This is a genomic window from Asaia astilbis JCM 15831, from assembly GCF_000613845.1.
Classification (GTDB): Bacteria; Pseudomonadota; Alphaproteobacteria; order Acetobacterales; family Acetobacteraceae; genus Asaia; species Asaia astilbis.
The window spans coordinates 149,557-168,747 of sequence record NZ_BAJT01000005.1 but is presented as its reverse complement, the minus strand read 5'-3'; the positions used below and the strand labels follow the sequence as shown (position 1 = coordinate 168,747).

At 58.5% G+C, this 19,191-nt stretch carries 18 protein-coding genes and 4 pseudogenes; 12 read left to right on the top strand and 10 right to left on the bottom strand.

Annotated elements, in window-relative coordinates; genetic code table 11:
* Positions 1-12 precede the first annotated feature (12 nt).
* The 3 genes and pseudogenes from JCM15831_RS05485 to JCM15831_RS20895 all read left to right on the top strand — a co-directional run bounded on the left by JCM15831_RS05485 (position 13) and on the right by JCM15831_RS20895 (position 2,639).
* Positions 13-420, top strand: a complete 408-nt coding sequence (locus JCM15831_RS05485; protein WP_025823326.1) for a hypothetical protein — start codon at positions 13-15, stop codon at positions 418-420.
* Complete coding sequence (locus JCM15831_RS05480) at positions 421-1,875, top strand: M48 family metallopeptidase (RefSeq protein WP_025823324.1); 1,455 nt, start codon at positions 421-423, stop codon at positions 1,873-1,875. It begins immediately after the preceding gene.
* Positions 1,876-1,961: 86 nt separating this feature from the next.
* Positions 1,962-2,639, top strand: a pseudogene (locus tag JCM15831_RS20895) (transposase).
* Between the two features lie 91 nt (positions 2,640-2,730).
* On the opposite strand, the gene groL reads toward JCM15831_RS20895, so the two are convergent.
* The 3 genes from groL to JCM15831_RS16890 form a co-directional block, all read right to left on the bottom strand.
* Complete coding sequence (gene groL / locus JCM15831_RS05465) at positions 2,731-4,374, bottom strand: chaperonin GroEL (protein WP_025823322.1); 1,644 nt, start codon at positions 4,372-4,374, stop codon at positions 2,731-2,733.
* A gap of 51 nt (positions 4,375-4,425) precedes the next feature.
* On the bottom strand, positions 4,426-4,716 hold the full coding sequence (locus tag JCM15831_RS05460; RefSeq protein WP_025823320.1) for a co-chaperone GroES: 291 nt from the start codon (positions 4,714-4,716) through the stop codon (positions 4,426-4,428).
* A 138-nt stretch (positions 4,717-4,854) separates the two neighbouring features.
* The gene (locus JCM15831_RS16890) at positions 4,855-5,112 is read right to left on the bottom strand and encodes a DUF4169 family protein (RefSeq protein WP_025823318.1); all 258 of its coding nucleotides are present in this window, start codon (positions 5,110-5,112) and stop codon (positions 4,855-4,857) included.
* 52 nt (positions 5,113-5,164) lie between these two features.
* Between JCM15831_RS16890 and JCM15831_RS05450 the strand changes: the two genes are divergently transcribed.
* Positions 5,165-5,839: a dienelactone hydrolase family protein gene (locus JCM15831_RS05450; protein ID WP_025823316.1), complete on the top strand. Its 675-nt coding sequence runs from the start codon at positions 5,165-5,167 to the stop codon at positions 5,837-5,839.
* Between the two features lie 19 nt (positions 5,840-5,858).
* Positions 5,859-6,188, top strand: a complete 330-nt coding sequence (locus JCM15831_RS05445) for a DUF2934 domain-containing protein (RefSeq protein ID WP_025823314.1) — start codon at positions 5,859-5,861, stop codon at positions 6,186-6,188.
* 91 nt (positions 6,189-6,279) lie between these two features.
* Here the strand turns inward: JCM15831_RS05445 and JCM15831_RS16885 are convergent.
* Positions 6,280-7,166, bottom strand: a pseudogene (locus JCM15831_RS16885) (S-methyl-5'-thioadenosine phosphorylase).
* Positions 7,167-7,343: 177 nt separating this feature from the next.
* Here JCM15831_RS16885 and hemF point away from each other — a divergent pair.
* Together hemF and JCM15831_RS05430 are read left to right on the top strand one after the other, a co-directional pair.
* Positions 7,344-8,285: an oxygen-dependent coproporphyrinogen oxidase gene (hemF, locus tag JCM15831_RS05435; RefSeq protein ID WP_025823312.1), complete on the top strand. Its 942-nt coding sequence runs from the start codon at positions 7,344-7,346 to the stop codon at positions 8,283-8,285.
* Positions 8,286-8,361: 76 nt separating this feature from the next.
* Positions 8,362-9,489: a hypothetical protein gene (locus tag JCM15831_RS05430; RefSeq protein ID WP_025823310.1), complete on the top strand. Its 1,128-nt coding sequence runs from the start codon at positions 8,362-8,364 to the stop codon at positions 9,487-9,489.
* A 32-nt stretch (positions 9,490-9,521) separates the two neighbouring features.
* Here JCM15831_RS05430 and JCM15831_RS23290 read toward each other — a convergent pair whose 3' ends face one another.
* From JCM15831_RS23290 to JCM15831_RS05400, 6 genes and pseudogenes are all read right to left on the bottom strand, one after another.
* On the bottom strand, positions 9,522-9,653 hold the full coding sequence (locus JCM15831_RS23290) for a hypothetical protein (protein ID WP_269530351.1): 132 nt from the start codon (positions 9,651-9,653) through the stop codon (positions 9,522-9,524).
* The gene (locus tag JCM15831_RS16880) at positions 9,650-10,141 is read right to left on the bottom strand and encodes a Smr/MutS family protein (protein WP_051528333.1); all 492 of its coding nucleotides are present in this window, start codon (positions 10,139-10,141) and stop codon (positions 9,650-9,652) included. The genes JCM15831_RS23290 and JCM15831_RS16880 overlap by 4 nt, the downstream gene beginning before the upstream one ends.
* 44 nt (positions 10,142-10,185) lie before the next feature.
* Positions 10,186-11,660: pseudogene (locus JCM15831_RS16875) on the bottom strand (cytochrome c peroxidase).
* 125 nt (positions 11,661-11,785) lie between these two features.
* Positions 11,786-12,645 (bottom strand): annotated as a pseudogene (locus JCM15831_RS20890) (DNA-methyltransferase).
* Positions 12,645-13,799, bottom strand: coding sequence for a murein transglycosylase A (gene mltA / locus JCM15831_RS05405; RefSeq protein ID WP_035773934.1), 1,155 nt, complete (start codon positions 13,797-13,799; stop codon positions 12,645-12,647). The pseudogene JCM15831_RS20890 and the gene mltA overlap by 1 nt, the downstream one beginning before the upstream one ends.
* Positions 13,800-13,882: 83 nt before the next feature.
* The gene (locus JCM15831_RS05400) at positions 13,883-14,566 is read right to left on the bottom strand and encodes a Tim44/TimA family putative adaptor protein (RefSeq protein ID WP_025823303.1); all 684 of its coding nucleotides are present in this window, start codon (positions 14,564-14,566) and stop codon (positions 13,883-13,885) included.
* A 143-nt stretch (positions 14,567-14,709) separates the two neighbouring features.
* Between JCM15831_RS05400 and secB the strand changes: the two genes are divergently transcribed.
* The 5 genes from secB to JCM15831_RS05375 all read left to right on the top strand — a co-directional run bounded on the left by secB (position 14,710) and on the right by JCM15831_RS05375 (position 19,138).
* A complete protein-coding gene (gene secB / locus JCM15831_RS16870; protein ID WP_232228008.1) occupies positions 14,710-15,312 on the top strand; it encodes a protein-export chaperone SecB in 603 nt (200 codons plus the stop codon).
* A gap of 533 nt (positions 15,313-15,845) precedes the next feature.
* Entirely contained in the window at positions 15,846-16,508 is a 663-nt protein-coding gene (locus tag JCM15831_RS05390) for a GNAT family N-acetyltransferase (protein ID WP_025823302.1), read from the top strand.
* Entirely contained in the window at positions 16,505-17,419 is a 915-nt protein-coding gene (locus tag JCM15831_RS05385; protein WP_025823301.1) for a DMT family transporter, read from the top strand. Before JCM15831_RS05390 ends, JCM15831_RS05385 begins: the two co-directional genes overlap by 4 nt.
* Positions 17,420-17,432: 13 nt before the next feature.
* Positions 17,433-18,299, top strand: a complete 867-nt coding sequence (locus JCM15831_RS05380; RefSeq protein ID WP_025823299.1) for an isocitrate lyase/PEP mutase family protein — start codon at positions 17,433-17,435, stop codon at positions 18,297-18,299.
* Positions 18,300-18,697: 398 nt separating this feature from the next.
* The gene (locus JCM15831_RS05375) at positions 18,698-19,138 is read left to right on the top strand and encodes a GNAT family N-acetyltransferase (protein ID WP_035773954.1); all 441 of its coding nucleotides are present in this window, start codon (positions 18,698-18,700) and stop codon (positions 19,136-19,138) included.
* The last annotated feature ends 53 nt before the right edge of the window (positions 19,139-19,191 follow it).

Genomic DNA, 19,191 nt, shown 5'->3' with positions numbered 1-19,191 from the left:
ACGGAGATATCCATGCCAAGCAAGTTTCTCGCCCGCATTCTTACTAATGCAGTTCTCTCGCCTCTCGCTATTGGACTTCTGACTGGCTTGCTCAACCATGCCCTCGCAGTCGAGGCGCCGGTTATTGCAGGAACGTACAACACTCCGTCAATCCAGACCTATGATCGGAACGGACAGCCTCGGACACAGATTGATGCGGCGTCTCTGACCGGGCGTCGCATTATCGCGAAGGACGCCGAAACGGACATGCTTGCTGTCGAGACAGATAAAGGGCTCGTCTATGTCACCGAAGATTCTGTCGAAGCCAACATCAGGGCAATCGCGCCGACGCCAACGCAATGTGTGCAAATCGGTGCGGCTTCTGCCGACGAGGTCGGCGGGAGCACCAACAATCTCGGTCGCAATTGTCATGGAAGCTGAATGATGAGACGCTTCGCCATATTGCCGGCTGCCTTCTCCATTGCTGCAGCTCTTTCTGGGTGTGACGGCGGTGGAGGCGGCGTGCCGACCAACGGTCGGTTGATCGACCAAGTCCATCCATCTCAAAACTACGCTCAAGCAACCGAGGTGCAAGGCCTCCTCGCGCCGGCCAACACCCTTGCTTCAGGTGTAATAGAGGCGCCCGAGGTGTCAGATTATCCTCAGGCCATTGTCGACCGTCTTCTGGCGAGCTGGACCGGCTCTCGGCCTGATGCTCGCATATGGCTAACGCCTGACACCGCGTTCACTTCTGACGTCTCGGTCGGCGGAGCAATTTTCCTCAACACCGGCTTGATACGCTATTTCCACGACGCGCCCGAAATCCAGAAGGAAGACGCCCTCGCATTCGTTCTCGCCCACGAGCTCTCTCATATCCTTCTCGGGCATACGGCCGCCCAGCGCGAAAACAAGGCACTGAAGAACGGTGTTTTCAGCGCTATGAAATGGGGCTCCATGGTCGGGAGGTTTTCTGCCGGGAGCGGCGCAACCGATGCCGTGTCGAAAGCCATCCTGTCATCAATGGGCGCGAAGGCTTTTCTCGATACAGCTCTGTTTCCTTCATGGTCCCGTGGGCAGGAGGAAGAAGCAGACGCTCTCGCCGTCGATCTCATGGCACGAACGGGATATTCGGTTAGTGCCGCAACCGATGTCATGGATGTATTAATCAGTTCTGAAGACCAGGATATAGCGCGTCTGGCACAAGCAGAGGCGCAAAAGGAAACGAGCTTCACTGCGGATTCTTTCACATTTCGAGCAAAAGCTGGAGATGAAATCGACAGAGCCATTGTGGATGCCCTGAGAGCGGCGGCACAACAGCATCCTCATGCACGAGAGCGACGTCTCGCTCTAGCCGCCTATCTGCGGCAAGCATACCCTGTTCGTGCTCATGTCACCCTTACCCGGAAGCCTCTTCAGGAATGGGTGAAAAGTGCACCCGTGACTAACCTTCTCAAAGGGGTGGACTTGCTGGGAGAAGCCGCGTCGCTAATCGGGCAATCTCAATGGGGCCAGGCCCGCCAGGTTCTTGCCCACGTCAGACAGCCCGCCGCAGGGAGCGCCTATTATGCACTGATGACCTATCAGGTCGCCATGCAGACCGGCCAGAGTGCCTCGGCGCAAAGGCTACTTGCCACTGCAGCGCAACGCGACGACGTAACTTTTCCGATTGCTGTCGCCTGGGGCACCGCTCTGTCAGCGGCCGGGAAAACCGGAGAGGCCGAAGCGTATATGGAAAAGGAACAGAAGGCGATGAGCAATACTGGATTTCTACCATACAGAATCAAAAATGCTCGGCAGGCAAAGGATGGTATTTCTTCGCTCAAACTTAGTGTGATTTGCGAAGGATTGGGAGACGATAACCTGGCCCGGCAATGCTCCGCGATGGAAAAGAACTGATTACGCGGGGCGTAGGCTCCTTCTAGGCTCGGGACCCATAAATTCGGGCGGAGATACCGGATTCAGGCTCTGTGAGGAGACTGAGTATGAGCGACCTGTATTGGCTGACGGTCGAGCAAATGGCCCACCTGGAGCTGCTTTTTCCGAAAAGCCATGATGGGCCTCCTGTCGATGACCGTCAGGTGTTGAGCGGAATTGTGTTCGTGAACCGCAAAGGACTGCGATGACGAAATGCGCCACGGGCGTATGGCTCGCACAAGACGCTCTACAATCGTTGTAAGCGATGGAACGCTGTCGGGATTTCTACCCATATCATGGACGGCATCGAGCTTGCAGTTTGAAAGGGGATGCGGACCGCCTGATTGGACGAACCAAAGGCGGCATGAACACGACGCAGCACGCGGTGACAGACACAAATGGCCAACCGCTCAGCTTCTTCCTGACGGTTGGTCCGATCAGCGATTACACCGGCACTGCGGCCCTGCCGGACGGTCCTTCCACGGCGAAGTGGCTTCTGGCCGAGCACGACTGGAACGCCGACTGATTCAGAGATGAGCTTGAAGGGAAAGGGGTCACACCCTGTATCCCGAGCCAGAAATTCCGCGTGCGCCCTGAATTACGATAGGCGAAAATATCGACGGCGCAATCGTATCGAGATCATATTTGGCAGGCTCAAGGACTGGCGCCCTGTCGCCGCCCGCTACGAGAGATGCTTAACTATGTTCTTCTCCGCCATCTGCCTCGCCGCCACCGGCGTGTTCTAAATATGAGACCTGAGCCTAGATAAAATCAAAAAAAACCGCCCTGTCTTTCGACAGGACGGCTCTTTTATCACCTTGGGGGTGAGGCGTTGGATCAGAAATCCATATCGCCCATGCCACCCATGCCACCCGGACCACCGGCCGGAGCGGCCTTCTTCTCGGGCTTCTCGGCAACCATGGCTTCCGTCGTGATCAGCAGGCCGGCAACCGAAGCTGCATCCTGAAGAGCCGTACGAACGACCTTGGTCGGATCGATGATGCCAGCGGCAACCAGATCCTTGTACTCAGCATTCTGCGCATCGAAGCCGTGCGTGTACTCGGCAATTTCGAGCACCTTGCCAGCAATGACGGCACCGTCTTCACCCGCGTTGAACGCGATCTGACGCAGCGGAGCCTGCAGAGCCTTGCGGATGATGTCTGCACCGACGCGCTGATCGTCATTCGGGAAGGACAGGTCCTTCAGAGCGACGGAAGCGCGAGCCAGAGCCGTGCCACCACCGGGGACAATGCCTTCTTCAACAGCGGCGCGGGTTGCATGAAGCGCGTCATCAACGCGATCCTTGCGCTCCTTCACCTCAACCTCGGTGCTGCCACCGACGCGGATAACGGCAACGCCACCAGCCAGCTTTGCAAGACGCTCCTGGAGCTTCTCACGGTCGTAATCGGAAGTCGTTTCCTCGATCTGCGCACGGATCTGATTGCAACGACCCTTGATGTCGTCCGAGTTACCAGCGCCTTCGACGATCGTGGTGTTTTCCTTCTCGATATGCACCTTCTTGGCGCGACCGAGCATGTCAAGCGTCACGGTCTCGAGCTTGATGCCAATGTCTTCGCTGATGACCTGGCCGCCCGTCAGGATGGCGATGTCTTCCAGCATGGCCTTACGGCGGTCACCGAAGCCAGGAGCCTTGACAGCAGCGATCTTCAGACCACCACGCAGTTTATTGACGACCAGCGTGGCCAGAGCCTCGCCATCGACGTCTTCTGCGATGATCATCAGCGGACGGCCGGACTGAACAACGCTCTCGAGGAGCGGCAGCATCGGCTGAAGCGAAGAGAGCTTCTTCTCGTGGATCAGGATATAGGGGTTATCCAGATCGGCGAGCATCTTCTCGGCATTGGTCACGAAATACGGCGAGATGTAGCCGCGGTCGAACTGCATGCCCTCGACAACGTCGAGTTCGGTGTGCAGGCCCTTGGCTTCTTCAACCGTGATCACGCCCTCGGAACCGACCTTCTGCATGGCCTGCGAGATCATCTCGCCGATTTCATGCTCGCCGTTTGCCGAGATCGTGCCGACCTGTGCCGTTTCGGCAGGCGTCGTGATCTTGCGCGTGTTGGCCTTCAGCTCGGCAACAACGGCCAGAACAGCCTTGTCGATACCGCGCTTGAGATCCATCGGGTTCATGCCAGCAGCAACAGCCTTGGCACCCTCACGGATGATGGCCTGTGCCAGAACGGTTGCGGTGGTCGTGCCATCGCCGGCCGTATCGTTGGTCTTGGACGCAACTTCACGCACCATCTGGGCGCCCATGTTCTCGAACTTGTCAGCCAGTTCGATTTCCTTGGCGACGGAAACGCCGTCCTTGGTGATGCGCGGTGCGCCGAAGCTCTTGTCCAGAACAACGTTGCGGCCCTTCGGACCCAGCGTGACCTTGACAGCATCAGCCAGGATATCAACGCCACGCAGCATGCGCTGACGTGCATCAGCGCCGAATCTTACTTCTTTGGCAGCCATAATCTTATCTCCAGTAGAGGTTCAGTGTGCGAAAAAACGGGGAGGCTGAAATCAGCCGATCACACCCATGATGTCGCTTTCCTTCATGATCAGCAGCTCTTCGCCGTTGATCTTCACCTCGGTGCCGGACCATTTACCGAACAGCACGCGGTCGCCAGCCTTGACGTCCAGTGCTACGATCTGACCCTGCTCATTCCGGGCGCCCGGGCCGACGGAGACGATCTCGCCTTCCATGGGCTTTTCCTTGGCGGTGTCGGGAATGATGATGCCACCGGCCGTCTTCTGTTCGCCATCGAGGCGACGGACGACGACACGGTCATGCAAAGGGCGAAAATTTGTCATAATGGATTGCTCCACTCATCTGTAAGGCGGCGTCCTTGCTCAAAAGCAACGCCACCGGTTTGCGCGCCCGCTAAGCCGCAGCGCGTTAGCACTCCCATTGCGAGAGTGCCAAAGAGTTAAGAGAGCCTCTGCCCGTCGTCAAGGGTCGTCGCCGATACCCGGCTCACTTTTCATGGTTGCGTCATCAAGGGGTCCGTCATCGCGGCTCTCCTTGTTGAGGTCTGGCTTCATACGGGCATTATCAAGATCCCGTGTCTGTCTCGTGGCCTCGAAGTCCATGCGCAGACGTTCCCCTTTGGTACGGCCATGCAGCACCCGGTTTTCCGCAGCGCTCTGGGCATCCTTCTCACGCGCCAGACGTTTGCGCACACGACGTAGATTGACGATTTCTGCCATGCCGATCGTTGGTCCCCGGATACTGTGCCTAGACTCTAAGGAGGATCATTCCATGGGACATCTTATATCCCTGACTGCCTCGGATACCCATCACTTCTCAGCCTATGAAGCTGGCGACGCAAGCGCCGAACGCGCCATCGTCGTCATTCAGGAAGTGTTCGGCCTGACAGATCACATCCGTGCCGTCTGTGACGAACTGGCGACCCATCATGGTTACCATGTCATCGCCCCTGCCCTGTTCGACCGCGCCAAACGCGATGCCATTTTGCCTTATAACGCAGAAGGCATCGCCGAAGGGCTCGATTTGCGCGCCAAAATTGGCATCGACGCCGTTCTGACCGATGTCAGTGCGGCTGCACAGGCTTTGGTCAAGCATGGTCACACAAACGTCGGGATCATCGGTTTCTGCTGGGGCGGGCTTGTTGCCTGGGAAGCTGCGACGAGAACCCGCGAGTTTGCTGCTGCCGCGGCATGGTACGGCGGCGGGATCGCTGCCGTGAGCCATGAGAAACCCCATTGCCCCGTGCAGCTGCATTTCGGTGGCGAGGATGATCATATTCCTCACACAGAGATCAACACCATCCGCGACAACAGACCTGAGGTCGAAATCTTCGTCTATGACGAGGCAGGACATGGCTTTGGCTGCACAGATCGCCCCAGCTTCAACAGAACGGCCCGCGACCTTGCTCATTCACGCAGTGTCGCCTTCTTCAACGCTCATCTCTGAAAATCGGAACCTGATACCCATGCCAGCAGACCAGACACCTACCAACCCGCTGATCGAGACACCAGAACGTACTGCCCGGATCAAAGCCAAAGCCCAGGAACTCTGGCAGGCAGAAGGCAAGCCCGACGGCGGCCCGGAAGCCTATCGCGAGAGAGCCGCCGATCTGGTCGGTATGGAAGAACACCCCGATGCAGGCGAAATTCCGGTGACGTCGCTGCCCGATGCTCAGTTTGCGAATGCGCCGGTCGAAAATGCCGAAATTCAGAAGAATTTAGGGGAGTTCCCCGACAAGCATACCGATCAGGGCGAGCGCGATCACTTCCCCGATGCAGATAACACCAAGTCCTGAACGGACAGATGTAAGACGCAAGCGGGTTCTTTAAATCCGTGACCCCTTGAGCAGGCAGAACAGAAGCCTGCCTGCTCAAGGGTCTTTTCAGTTAACGCAGAACGCGACCAGCCACGGCATCGAGTTTGGCCAGCAGCTTCGGATCCCGGGAGGCGGGGGCGGTGATGATTGCATGGTCCAGAGCCCGCTCAGCACCCGAGGGGCACAGGCCGCGGCTCTTGCCCAACTCAGGAATGATCGCCTTGACCAGCGCGCGTGCCTTGGCGGCATTTTCTGTCATGACCGCGATAACGGCATCGACCGTGACGGAATCATGGCTGTCATGCCAGCAATCATAATCGGTCACCATAGCGATGCTGGCATAGCACATCTCGGCCTCGCGAGCGAGTTTGGCTTCAGGCATGTTCGTCATACCAATCACCGAGCATCCCCACTGACGATAAAGCTCGCTCTCCGCACGCGTGGAGAACTGGGGCCCTTCCATCACGAGATAAGTCCCGCCGCGGACCATGCCGACGCCTATCTTTTCGGCCTGCTCGGCGATGACATCGCCCATGCGTGCCGAGACCGGGTCGGCCATGCCGACATGAGCCACACAGCCACGCTCGAAGAAGGTCTTTTCACGCGCGAAGGACCGATCAATAAACTGATCGACCAGCAGGAACTGTCCCGGGGGCAGGTCTTCACGCAGAGACCCTACAGCGGAGAGCGACACGATATCGGTCACGCCGGAGCGCTTGAGTGCATCGATATTCGCGCGAAAGTTCAGTTCTGAAGGCGGAATGGGATGACCCCGTCCATGGCGAGGCAGGAACACACAGCGCACACCGTTCAGACGGCCGAACAGCAACTCGTCTGACGGTTCACCCAGGGGGTTTCTACCCGACGCCATTCTTTTTCTTCTAAGCCGTCGATATCGTACAGGCCTGAACCGCCAATGAGGCCGATCACCGGCTCGATCGTCACATTTTCAGTCATGTCGTACTGCCTTTTCGTCAATTCTCTCAAGACTGCTCAGGAACACCAGTTTGGCGCGGATCGCAACCTGTGCCTAATTTTCATGTGGCGTGTCATGGTCTCAAGGCGGGCAGTTTGCTATAGGCTTTGAGCTTCAGGCCGGCGGAAGACCGGTGGAAACAGAACGCGGAGCTTGCAATGAGCGAGACGTTGGATCCGAGAGCCTTTGGCACCCTCATTCGTGACCATATTCCCCATGATTCCCTCAAGGGAGAAGCGCGACGCTGGTTCGAAACCCTTCGTGACAGAATTTGCGCCTCCTATGAAGCGATCGAAGACGAAGCTGTTGCCCAGAACTCACCAGTGCTCGGTGAGCGGCACTCGGCAGGCCGCTTTACGCGTACCGCATGGGACAAGAAGGACGACCCCAATACGAGCCTGCATGGCAGCGGTGTGATGTCCGTCATGCGCGGGCGCGTGTTCGAGAAGGTCGGCGTCAATGTCTCGACCGTCTGGGGAGAGTTCTCGCCGGAGTTTCGCAAGAAAATGCCGGGCGCGGATGTGGATCCGCGTTTTTTTGCAACCGGTATCTCGCTCGTCGCCCATCCCTGCAATCCGCATGTCAGCGCCGCGCATTTCAATACGCGCATGATCATCACCAGCAATGGTTGGTTCGGTGGCGGTGGCGACATCACCCCGATGTTCCCCAAGAGCGACGAGGCGAAGGCTGACGCTGCAGCCTTCCACGAGACGTTTCGTGACGCCTGCGACCGTCACGACCCGAGCTATTACGAACGCTTCAAGGCATGGTGTGACGAGTATTTCTACTTGCCCCACCGCCAGGAGCCTCGCGGCCTTGGCGGCATTTTCTACGACCATCACAGCAGTGGTGATGTCGAAAAGGATTTCGCCTTTACCAAAGATGTCGGTGTTGCCTTCTCCGACTCTTACCCCAGAGCAGTGCGTGCCCGCATGATGCAGCCCTGGACGGACGCCGAGCGCGAAGCGCAACTGATCCGTCGTGGGCGTTATGTCGAGTTCAACCTGCTCCACGACCGCGGAACCGTCTTCGGCCTCAAGACCGGTGGCAACACCGAAGCCATCCTTATGAGCATGCCTCCGGAGGTAAAGTGGCCTTAATAAAGAGGTCACTATTTAGCCGTATTCATCTGGCTAATCCGCGCATGTCAGGCGATCTGACGGTAGAGGGAAAGACGTGAACACCAGGAAATCAACCCTCGCGACCGGGCGCCCGCTGTCTCGTCGCCTCCTTCTCTCCACCCTCGCCGCATCGAATCTGGCCGCAATCTGCCCTGCCTTCGCCCTTGAGGCCGATGACCGGGCGGAAGATACATCCTCTCCGATGGGCTCTCCCCGCTTGATCGTGGGAGGCGGGCCGGACTCCCTGCCTGGGCAGGCTGCGCCTCTTCTCTCCGCTGCCCTTGCGAAAGGGCTCGCCCTTCCGGTTCCGGTGAAGACCCATTACGATCTGGGGCGCGATGGTGTCACTGCGGCCAATCTGTTCGATACAGTGAGCCCCGAAGCCGACGGGGGAACCGCCATTCTGGCCCCGGGGGCTGCGCTGATTGCGTCGCTCTCCGGCGATGGTCGGGTTCATTTCGACTTTTCACGCTGGGCTGCCCTCATGCTCGCCCGTCGTCCGGTCGTCACTCTGGCGCGCGCCGAACTGCATCGTACGATCCGCTCACGGCTAAGTGGCCTTTTCCATGACCGCCCGGTAAGACTTGCTGTTTCGCACCCGACGGGTGTCGAACTGACAAGCCTGCTCGGTCTGTCGCTGCTTGGCCTCCATCCATTGCCAGTGCCCGGCTATGCATCGAAATCGGCCGCGCTCGATGCGCTGAAATCCGGCCAGGTCGATGCGGTGCAGCTTACACCCGGCCCGGGCGATGACCTCTCGGCCGACATCGCCTCTGCGCCTCAGGGGATCAAACCGATCTTCTATTCCGGCCCTGTGATCCCCGGTGTTCCCGATTTTGAAGCCACCTATATGATGGCTCGTGGTCACGCTCCGGGTGGCGCCCTGTTTCAGGCCTGGCAGACAGTCGCCAATGCCTCGGCCACTGCTCTGGTGCTTGCCCTTCCTATGCTGACCCCTCCTCTGGCCATTGCCAGATGGCGCCATGCTGCGCAGCAGGCGGCGGCAACTCCTGAGCTCGTGAGCTGGAACGAAACACAGCGCCTCATTGTCACGACAGGCGCTGATGCAGCCCCCCTTCTGAACCAGCTGGAGCCTGAGCTGACTGCCTTGCTTGCCCTGCGCCGATGGATCAACAACAATCAGCCGAGATGGCGTCTGGGTCAGGAAACACGTCCGACCTGATCGGACGGCCCTGCGAGGACATACCGACCGGGTCAGACCCGGTTGCGGGCGCGCAGCAGGATGCGAACTGCGCCCTTGTTCTTCTTATGCGTATGCACGACGGCGAGAATGAGCGGCCTGAGATCGCCACGATCAAGCCAGTGGGGGAGCTCCTGACGGATCACCCCTCCTTCCTGACCGCTACCCAGCCGGTGATGACCTCGACACATCGGATCCCCTGACTGCTCGCCATGTGCAGAAAATGGTGCAGCTTGTAGAATGCGTCCTGCGCGAAGTGACCATGCAGGTCGAGCCGCTTCTGCGGCTTCATCTTGCCGCTCGCAAGGGCGTTCCATGAGGTGGTGTCCAGCCCGGGCTGGCGTCCATCAATCTCGAGTCGGTTCTGAATCCTGACCGATTTGGTCGCCTCCACCTTGACCTTGAAGACCTCTCTGACTCGCACTGACGCCATGACAGGCTGGCCTCCCGCCTTTTGAGGCTTCGAGACACTCTGAGCCGCCTGGTCGGCGGAAAGCGTGACCTCTAGCGACGCCCCTGCGCTCGTCTTGCGAGCGCGTGGTGCAGAGGCTGACCGGCTTCGCAGAGGAAGGATGTTCCGGGCGAAAGCCTGCCAAAGGCTCTCCTCATCCGCATTCAGCTTGCGTCGGACCACTGCTTTCCCTTTTCAGGACATCGAGCCGGAAACGAGGCTCGATGTCACTGTGCTTCCGGAGCCTTCAACGGCGGCTCTGCCACCACCTGCTGGAGCGGGACGCCCTGATATTTCCCGGTCAGCGTCTTCAGGAAAGCGACAATGTCATCGACATCACGCTGCGACAGAGAGGGATAAGGCGTCTGATAAAGCGCCATCTTGCGCACCGCCTCATCAAGCGTAGCGGCACTGCCATCATGGAAATAGGGAGCCGTCAGCGCGATATTGCGGAGATTCGGCACCTTGAATTTCTGATGATCTTCAATAGCATGCGTGAATCCTTCACGTCCGGAATCGACAGCTGTCAAGAGCGCCTTGCGATCGGTGAAATAAGGGCCTTCGAGGCCCATTACCTCGTAGGCGTCCCCGCCAACTGCAACGCCGCTATGGCATCCTGCGCAGCCAATTTCTTTGAAGCGTGCGTAGCCCCGCTTCTCCTGCGCTGTGATCGCGCTGTTATCGCCCTTGAGATAAAGATCGAACGGACTGTCAGGGGTGATCAGGGTCTTTTCATATTCGGCAATCGCATTGGTCACCGTCTTCTGGTTGACCGATTGCGCGCCGTAGAGGCTCGAGAATGCCGCATCGTATTCCGGCACTGCAGCGATCGTCGCAGCGACGCCCTCCCAGTCATGCGCGCCCATCTCGACCGGATTGGTCACCGGCCCGGCTGCCTGAGCAGCGAGATCGGCTGCACGGCCATTCCAGAACTGTGCGATGCTGAAGACTGCATTATAGACGGTCGGGACGTTGATCGGACCTGTTTGCCCATTGATCCCCTTTGCCGTGACCAGATTATCGACGCCGCCCTTGTCGAGACCATGGCAGCTTGCGCAATTCAGCTTGCCGTCACCCGAAAGGCGATGATCGAAAAAGAGCTTCCGCCCCAGCGCCGCCTTGGCCCAATCTACCGGAATGCTTTCCGGGATTGGCTGAATGACCTCCCCGGCAAATTGCGGGGCAACGCCCGGCGTCGCGTAGTAGCGACGGCGCTGGTCCGCAATCCACGCAAGAACGTCGCTTCGCGTTTTTTCAGTCATGTACGCGTGCGGATGCATCAACAGATAGGCCGCAGGCGGCATTCTGTTCTGGAGGATGACTTCCTCGATACGTGAAAGCTGCTCAACAGAGGGGGGCGTGCCGGCCTTGAACGCTGCCAGGATCGGATCGATACGGAAATGACGCTGGCCAGCGACCAGATCCCGCTTCATGATCTGATTGGCGAAGGGCAGCTTGAAGTAGAAGGCAGATCGGCTGTCTTCGTGTGGCAATAGTCACAACGAGTTTCGCGGAAAGCGTTGAACGCCGCGAGCGCCTTGGGATCATGCCAGGTGGCACTGCTTGTTGGCAGTCTGGGCGCACCCTGATGATCAAAATGGGTCAGATACGCAATCGTGCTGCCATAGGCGACGACACCGATGGCGGCCAATCCGGCGAGTGATTTCTTGACAAGATTCTTTCTCGTGGCGGTGACCGACAACGACTTATCTCCGTTTTATGGACCTGAGCGCCCGGAACATGACGATCCTCTAACGATAAGTCAAAGTGATCGTTCCGATCCTGCGTTTATACGCCTGCGTCGAAGGGCATTCCCCCGTCTCCCGCTCACTGTCCGTAAGAGCGGATGGCTTCCTCGGTGCCCATGATTTCGCCGTCCAGCGCGAGCCGAAGCCGACGCCGTGCGACCGCGACATAGCGCGTATCGATATCGATACCCACGCCCCCGCACGCCCAGCTCCTGTGCAGCGACGAGACTGGTTCCGGTGCCCATGAACGGATCGAGCAACACCGTATCGTCATTATAGCCGTGCAGCGTCAGACAAGCTGAGGGCAATGCAACCGGAAACGTCCCCGGGTGCAGGAATTTTTCCCTGCGATGGCGAACCGTCTCATACGGGATGAACCACGTATTTCCCCGACACCGCCGGTCAATGGAATGGCTGCGGCGCGCGATATTGGTCTTGTCCGTAAACGGTACACCAGCCGCAAGACGCTCGAGCCTGACATCTCCTCTATGGGTCAGATGAAAGACGTGTTCGTGATTATGATTGATGAAACGAGGGGAATTGACCGGTTTGAAATGCCCATACGTCTTCTCGTCGATCGCGACAGATTTGATCCACACGATATGGTTCTGCAAAACGAAAAGATCGCGCAGACGCGTGATCAGCTCAAAAGGAAGCCAGGGTTGTGACGACGACCCGGCGATGTTGAGAAAGAAGGACCCGTCTGGCTTCAGAAGGCGCGCAATCTGGGCGCAGACGGTCTGCATCCATCCGATATAATCCTGCTCGGCAAGACTGTCCTTATAGGTGCGGTAGCGATGCCGATATTATACGGGGGTGACGTCACGACGAGGTCAACCGACCCCGCCTCCATACGACGCATCACATTCATGGCGTCGCCCCTGATCAGGCATGACGGCCAATCGCTTCTCGTCGCGCCCTGACTTTCTCCTGACTCATCAGGCCGGCGGATGGGGCAGCAGAACGATCATGCGCCCCTGGCTACGAAGCTTTCCTGCCACGCTTTCAGCCTCCTCGCCCCAACCGGTAAACAGATCTGCACGCCCGGCCCCCTTGATATCACTCCCGACGTCCTGTCCGAAGGTAAGATGGGTCCAATGCCCCTCCCCACCCTGCGCGAGCGGAATGCGGGTATCGATCCACACCGGAACGCCCAAAGGCAACAATGCACGATCGATCGCGACCGAACGACCCGGCGTAAGCGGTACTCCCATCGCACCGGGGGCGCCTCTGTTCAGCGGAATCGTATCGACGCTTTTGAAGAAGACGTAGTCCGGGTTTTGCTCCATCACCTCCTGAGCCTTATCAGGATGCGCCGCGAGCCAGTCACGCAGGCTGCGCAACGAGATATCCGACGCTGCCATCTCATGGCGCTCGACCAGAACCCGACCGATCGGAACATAGGGACTGCCGTTCTTTGCAGCGAACCCGACGCGACGCACTGACCCGTCGGTCATGACAAGGCGGCCGGAGCCTTGAATCTGCAGAAAAAAGAGATCCTCCGGTGAACGCAGCCAGGCAAGTTCAAGCCCACGTCCAGCGAGCGCCCCATGGTTGATTTCGGCCCGCGTGTAGTAGGGAACAAACTTGCCGCCCTCCCAACGACCGGTCACCGTCTCGCCCGCCGTATCCTTCGTCCGCACGAGGTCGGCAGGCTGGGCGTAGAGAGGCGTCTGAAAGGCGCCCTGCTTCACCGACGATGCGTAAAGCTGCGGTTCGTAGTACCCCGTAAAGCGCGCCTGATCCGAGACCAGATAAGGAGCAAACCATTGCTCGAAATAGGTTCTCGCTGCCTCGGATGTCCCGCCAACGCTCTGCAAGGCGGTGCAGGCACCCTGCCAGTCTCCCGCAGACGATCCGTTGGGGATCGAGCCTGCCTCTCCTCCGAGATGGGTCTCAGGTGGCAGGCGCATCAGACGGTGACATTCACTACGGAGCTGAGGCAACAGGGTTTCTGGTGCTTCGGCCGACCAACCATCGAGCATCGCATAGGAAACCGGGGTCAGCGCAAGCTGGCTCTCCGGCTGTGGCTCAGCGCAGGAGGCGAGCAGGAGGAGACTGAAACCAAGAGTAAAACGAGAAGCTATATGCATAACGAACCGGGTCTGGTGCACGCCCTTCACCTGAAGGCTTCGCGGCGTGCCGGAAACGCAAATCACGCTCCGACAGGGAAAGATCAGGCTGCGCGCGCCGCAGCAAGATGCCAGGTCGAGGGCGGAAGATCGCGACCGGTTTCGCTCTCGAACTGCCAGAGATCCGAGAACTCGGTGACGGATTCCGTCCCAATCAGAGGTTGCCCCCCGACGTCATTGAGAATGCTGATCTGGCGCGAAACGATCTGGACATCAATCCGGGCTTTTTCATGACCATTGATGCTGCTGAAAAACGCATCGACGATCGCCAGACTGTTGAGGCCGACGATCTCCGTGCGCTGTTTCTGTCGAGCTTCCTCACGGGCCACGATGGCTGCCTCGAAACTGGAGAAAGCCTCAGCGGTCAGATAGGTACGAAGCGCGACACGGTCGCCTTCGGCAAACGCCGTGACAACAGCCCGGAAGGCTTTTTGGGTGTTCTGAAGGAAGATTTCAGGTTTGAAGCCGGGCTGTGAGGCCCCGATCTCCGCAAGAACCTGACCGACGCGCGTCCCGGGTTGCGGGATGTCAAAACGGGCATCAGGCTCTTCGGCTACGGGCAAAGGAGTCTCAGCTCGTTCCTGCCTGACGGGAGACGGAACCGGTCCCACGGCTTGCGGGCCGACATCAATACGTCTTCCCAGAACTGCACGCAGCCGCCAGACCAGAACAAGGCTCAGCAGCGCAAAGACGACGATGTCGTACGGTATGTTTTCGAGAACGGACATCACGATTTCAGCTTCTTGCTATTCTTGATCTCAAAGGGCATGGCCCCTTGGTAAAGCGGCTTTCCCGGGCGCACAACTCCCCCGCCTCAGGCTGACTTCAAATCCCGGTCACAATTACGCCGGGAATCAGGGAGTGTTGGCGTGTGCAGATGATCATGCTACCGCCTGTCAGGCACACGATGCAGCCGCTCTCGGCTCTGTGTAACACGACTTTGATTGCGAGGCTCCATGTCCGATACCGCCCAGACCCCGGCACCCGAACAGGCAACCCGCCCGCCCTGCCCTTGTCGGTCAACCTGCAATACACGAAGGACCTGTCCTTCGAGGTTCCGGCAGGCGCCGCCATTTTTGCATCGCTTCGCGCCGCGCCGCAGATTTCCGTCAACATCGACGTGCAGGCCAATCGGCTTGAAGAAGCACAGCCGGTTTTCGAAGTCGCTCTGGCCATCCGCGCCGAAGCAACCGAATCGCCAGAAAACGAGGGCGGACAGCCCGGCCGCACGGTGTTCATCGCCGAGCTGACCTATGCTGCCATCGTGACCCTGACCGATGCTCCTGCAGAGCTGGTTGAGCCGATCCTGCTGGTTGAGGTTCCGCGTCTGATCTTCCCGTATGTGCGTAGCATCATCAGCGACGTGACCCGCGATGGTGGATTCCCGCCGATCGTTCTGCAGCCGATCGACTTCGTCGCTCTGTGGCAGACCAAGCGCGCCCAACAATTCCCCGAGACCGCAGGCAACGCCTGAAGTTTCCGTCTGCGGGAGAGGCCTCTCTCCCGCAGCACGACCCAAGACCGGTTACAACGACAAACCACCTAAAACCAGATCCTCGCCAAGCCCTTCACAGTCTCCAAAACGACGATCTCCCGGCTCCACGCCGAGGCCTGAAACCTCCGACGCTGTGTGTCTCTTCCGGGCAAACCGTCTCTATCCTTCCCTATCGCTGCTGTCGCTCTAACGGAGCAAACCTTGGCTGATACGCACCGGGATTAAATTCCGGCGCCCAAGAGAATTGCGTCTGAACGCATATCCCCTCCAGCTCTATCCCCCGCTTCCATGACGCCTAGCCATGGTCAGACAAATTCCCGAGCGTCTCTGCTCAGGTTCGAAACCGTCTTCACGCCACTCAACGAAGAGGCGAGCCGCCACACGACTTTCCCCGTCACCAATTGGCCTGCCCTATCTTCTATAAGTGGAAGGTAAAACCGTGCCATTTTCATGCAATCATCACCCGAGTGTTAATCGCGGAACAGATTCTGCACTTTCCCAACGGTGTCGACATGGAACTGAATAACTGGAACGGAACTCCCAAGCCGGAGCCTTGTATCCTCGAGGGAGCTTTTACGCGGCTCGAACCGCTCAGCGTCGAGCGTCATGCGCGATCCCTCTTCGAAGCGGCGTCTGCACCGGGTGCGCCGGACCGTTTCAGGTTCCTGTTCGATCATGCTCCTGCAGAGTTCGAGGAGCTGCGCTTCTGGGCCGAAAAAGCCGAGGCAAGTAGCGACCCCCTGTTCTTCTCGGTCATCGACAGGACAACTGGAAGAGCCGAGGGGCGACAGGCGTTGATGCGTATCGATCGCGTCCATGGTGTCATCGAGATCGGCAATGTCATGTGGGGACCGGCGATGACGCGGACGCGGGTCGCGACAGAGGCTTTTTTTCTTATGGCGAGCTACGCCTTTGAGCTCGGTTACCGCCGCTTCGAGTGGAAATGTGACAACGCCAACCTTCCCTCCCGTCGTGCGGCCGAGCGTTTCGGATTTCAATTCGAAGGTGTTTTCCGTCAGCACATGGTCATCAAAGGGCTCAACAGAGACACGGCCTGGTTCGCGATGACCGATAGTGACTGGCCGCGTTTGCGAGCCGGGTTCGAACGCTGGCTGCACCCCGCAAATTTTGACAGTTCAGGCCAGCAGCTGAGCAAACTGAGCTTCGATCCTTGAGCTTCGCCGCCGGGCCTGACAGGCAGCCCCCTGATGCGTTGCCAGCCAGACTTGCCTTGCTTTTGATCGCGCTCCTCTGGGGCCTCAATTACATCGCAACCAATTTTGGGCTGCGCGCCTTCTCGCCCTGGACACTACGCGCCCTGTCTTATCTGGCAGGAGCCGCTGTTCTGGCATTACTGGCGCAAAGACTGGGTACAAAACTCCGCGTCAGCAGATCTCTCGATTATATGCACCTGATTATATCCGGTTTATTTGCCTGTGGTGGCTTTGGCGCTCTTTCGGCCCTGGCCATCGAGTACACGTCAACGGGACGCACGGCTATCTGCGTCTACACCATGCCCATATGGGTCGCCGTCGGAGCGCGTCTTGTCCTCAAAGAGCCTCTGACAATCGCACGTTCGATTTCCCTCATTCTGTGCGGAGCGGGGCTTCTCGTGTTGCTCTGGCCCTTGATACAAAATGGCGGCTCACTTGGCGCGCTTGCAGCCGTTGGATCTGCCGTCAGCTGGGCGATTGGCATCGTTTATCTCAAATGGGCGCAGGTCGTCGTACACCCCCTTACCACCGCGATCTATCAGCTTGCTGCGGGGGGTATAGTCTCCCTCATCGGCATGATGGTGACTGGGCTCGGCGTTGATGTCTCGACAGGCTTTCTGCCCTGGCTCGGGCTTCTTTATGGTATCCTTGCAGGAACCGCTCTCGCCTACCCCCTCTGGTTTAACGTCATCGACCGGCTTCCTGCGAGCACTGCAGGACTGGGAACGCTCCTTGTTCCGGTATTCGGCGTGGGGGCTTCCGCTTTTCTTCTCGGCGAAAAGCCCACCTGGTGTGATCTTTCAGGTCTCACCGCCATTTTGCTCGCCGCCACAATAGCCTTGAGAGCGCCGACACGCTCGATCCAGACCTAGAAGGGGGAAGCTCATGTCAGCTCAGAAGCAGAAATACGAGATTTTCAAAACTTTCCATCAGCACAGAACCACCTTTGTCATGCCAAACCCCTGGGATGCTGGCTCGGCACGCCTCCTGACGAGCCTTGGTTTCGAGGCTCTGGCGACGACAAGTGCCGGCTTTGCCTTTTCAACGGGACGACGGGATTCTCTGACAGCCCTTGCGTGTCAGGACGTTTTGACCAACGCCGCCGCCATCGTCAGCGCCACTCATCTCCCGGTCTCCGCAGACCTCGGAAATGGTTTTGGCGCGGATCCAGAGACATGTGCTGAAACCATCCGTCTGGCGAGCGCCATCGGCCTCGTCGGAGGCTCGATCGAAGACGCAACCGGCGACCCGGAGAGGCCCATTTACGATTTTGGTCATGCCGTCGACCGCGTCAAAGCCGCGGTCGAGGCAGCCCGCGATCTGCCTTTCATCCTGACGGCCAGAGCCGAAAGCCAGCTTTATGGCGATGCCTCTCTCGATGCCACGATCCGGCGATTGCAGGCATTCTCAGAAGCGGGTGCTGACGTTCTCTACGCACCAGGTCTCAGGGACATCGACGCAATCAGAGAAGTTTGTCGCTCCGTCGATAAGCCGGTCAACGTGGTTATGGGTCTCAAAGGTCCGGTCTATTCGGTGGCCGAACTGCAAGAGGCCGGCGTCCGCCGCATCAGCGTCGGCGGTTCGCTCGCGCGGGCGGCTCTGGGTGGTCTGATGCGGGCAGCCCGGGAAATACGAGACGCAGGCACCTTCTCTTACACGGCCGAAGCCCTTCCCGGCGCGGATCTCTCGTCACTCATGAGTCCAGACCCAGTTTTTGAACGCCGCGATGAAGAAACGACCGATGAAATTTAGTCGACCATTCTGACCAACCGCGAATTACGGCTCGGTCTTCAAGAGACAGTCTCGTCGCAACGATCACGGCCAAGAATAAAAAGACACCAAAGGCACACTCCATGACTGAACTCCCGCAAAACCAGAGCCAGACAACCTTATCGACGGGGGAGAATGGCCGTTATCAATCCTTTGAATGGGTTCCCTGTAAGAGATGCGCCGGATCTGCCGGGACGTCCTGTCCTGATTGTGCAGGAAATTTCGTCGCCCAAGCGACACTGCAGTCACACGCGGCCTTCAAGCCCCCTTTCTCACGCAACAGGGCAAGGCTTCCTGAAAAGGCGCAAAAAAGTTCAGAAAGCATTGCTTCTACCCTCGAGGGTCCGCGAAAAAAAGGCTCCCGGGTCAGCGAAAAGATCATGATCCGCGACATGCTGCCGGTCGACGAGACCGATTGGCGCGCTCTGTGGGACGGATACAACAATTTCTACGACGCATGCGTCGCTCCCAAAGTCACGTCACGCACTTGGCAACGTATTCTCGATCCGGCCTCCCCTCTCATGGGACGCCTTGCTTTATTCGGTGACACGCCAGTCGGATTCAGCCTCTGCGTTCTTCATGAAGGCACATGGGTTGATACACCACTCTGTTACTTCGAAGACCTCTTCGTCGATCCCAGCTGCCGCGGACTTGGCATCGGAAGACAATTGATCAGAGATCTCGTTGATCTTGGACAGGCACAGGGATGGTCAGGTTTGTATTGGCACACGCGAGAGTCCAATCCCGCCCGTCATCTCTATGATGAGTTCGTCAAGGCGGATGACTTCGTGCGCTACAGGATGAAACTCAGCAGAGACTAAGTGACAGTCGCGCGTACAGAAGACGATCAAACAGCCCGACCGAAAAACGTGAA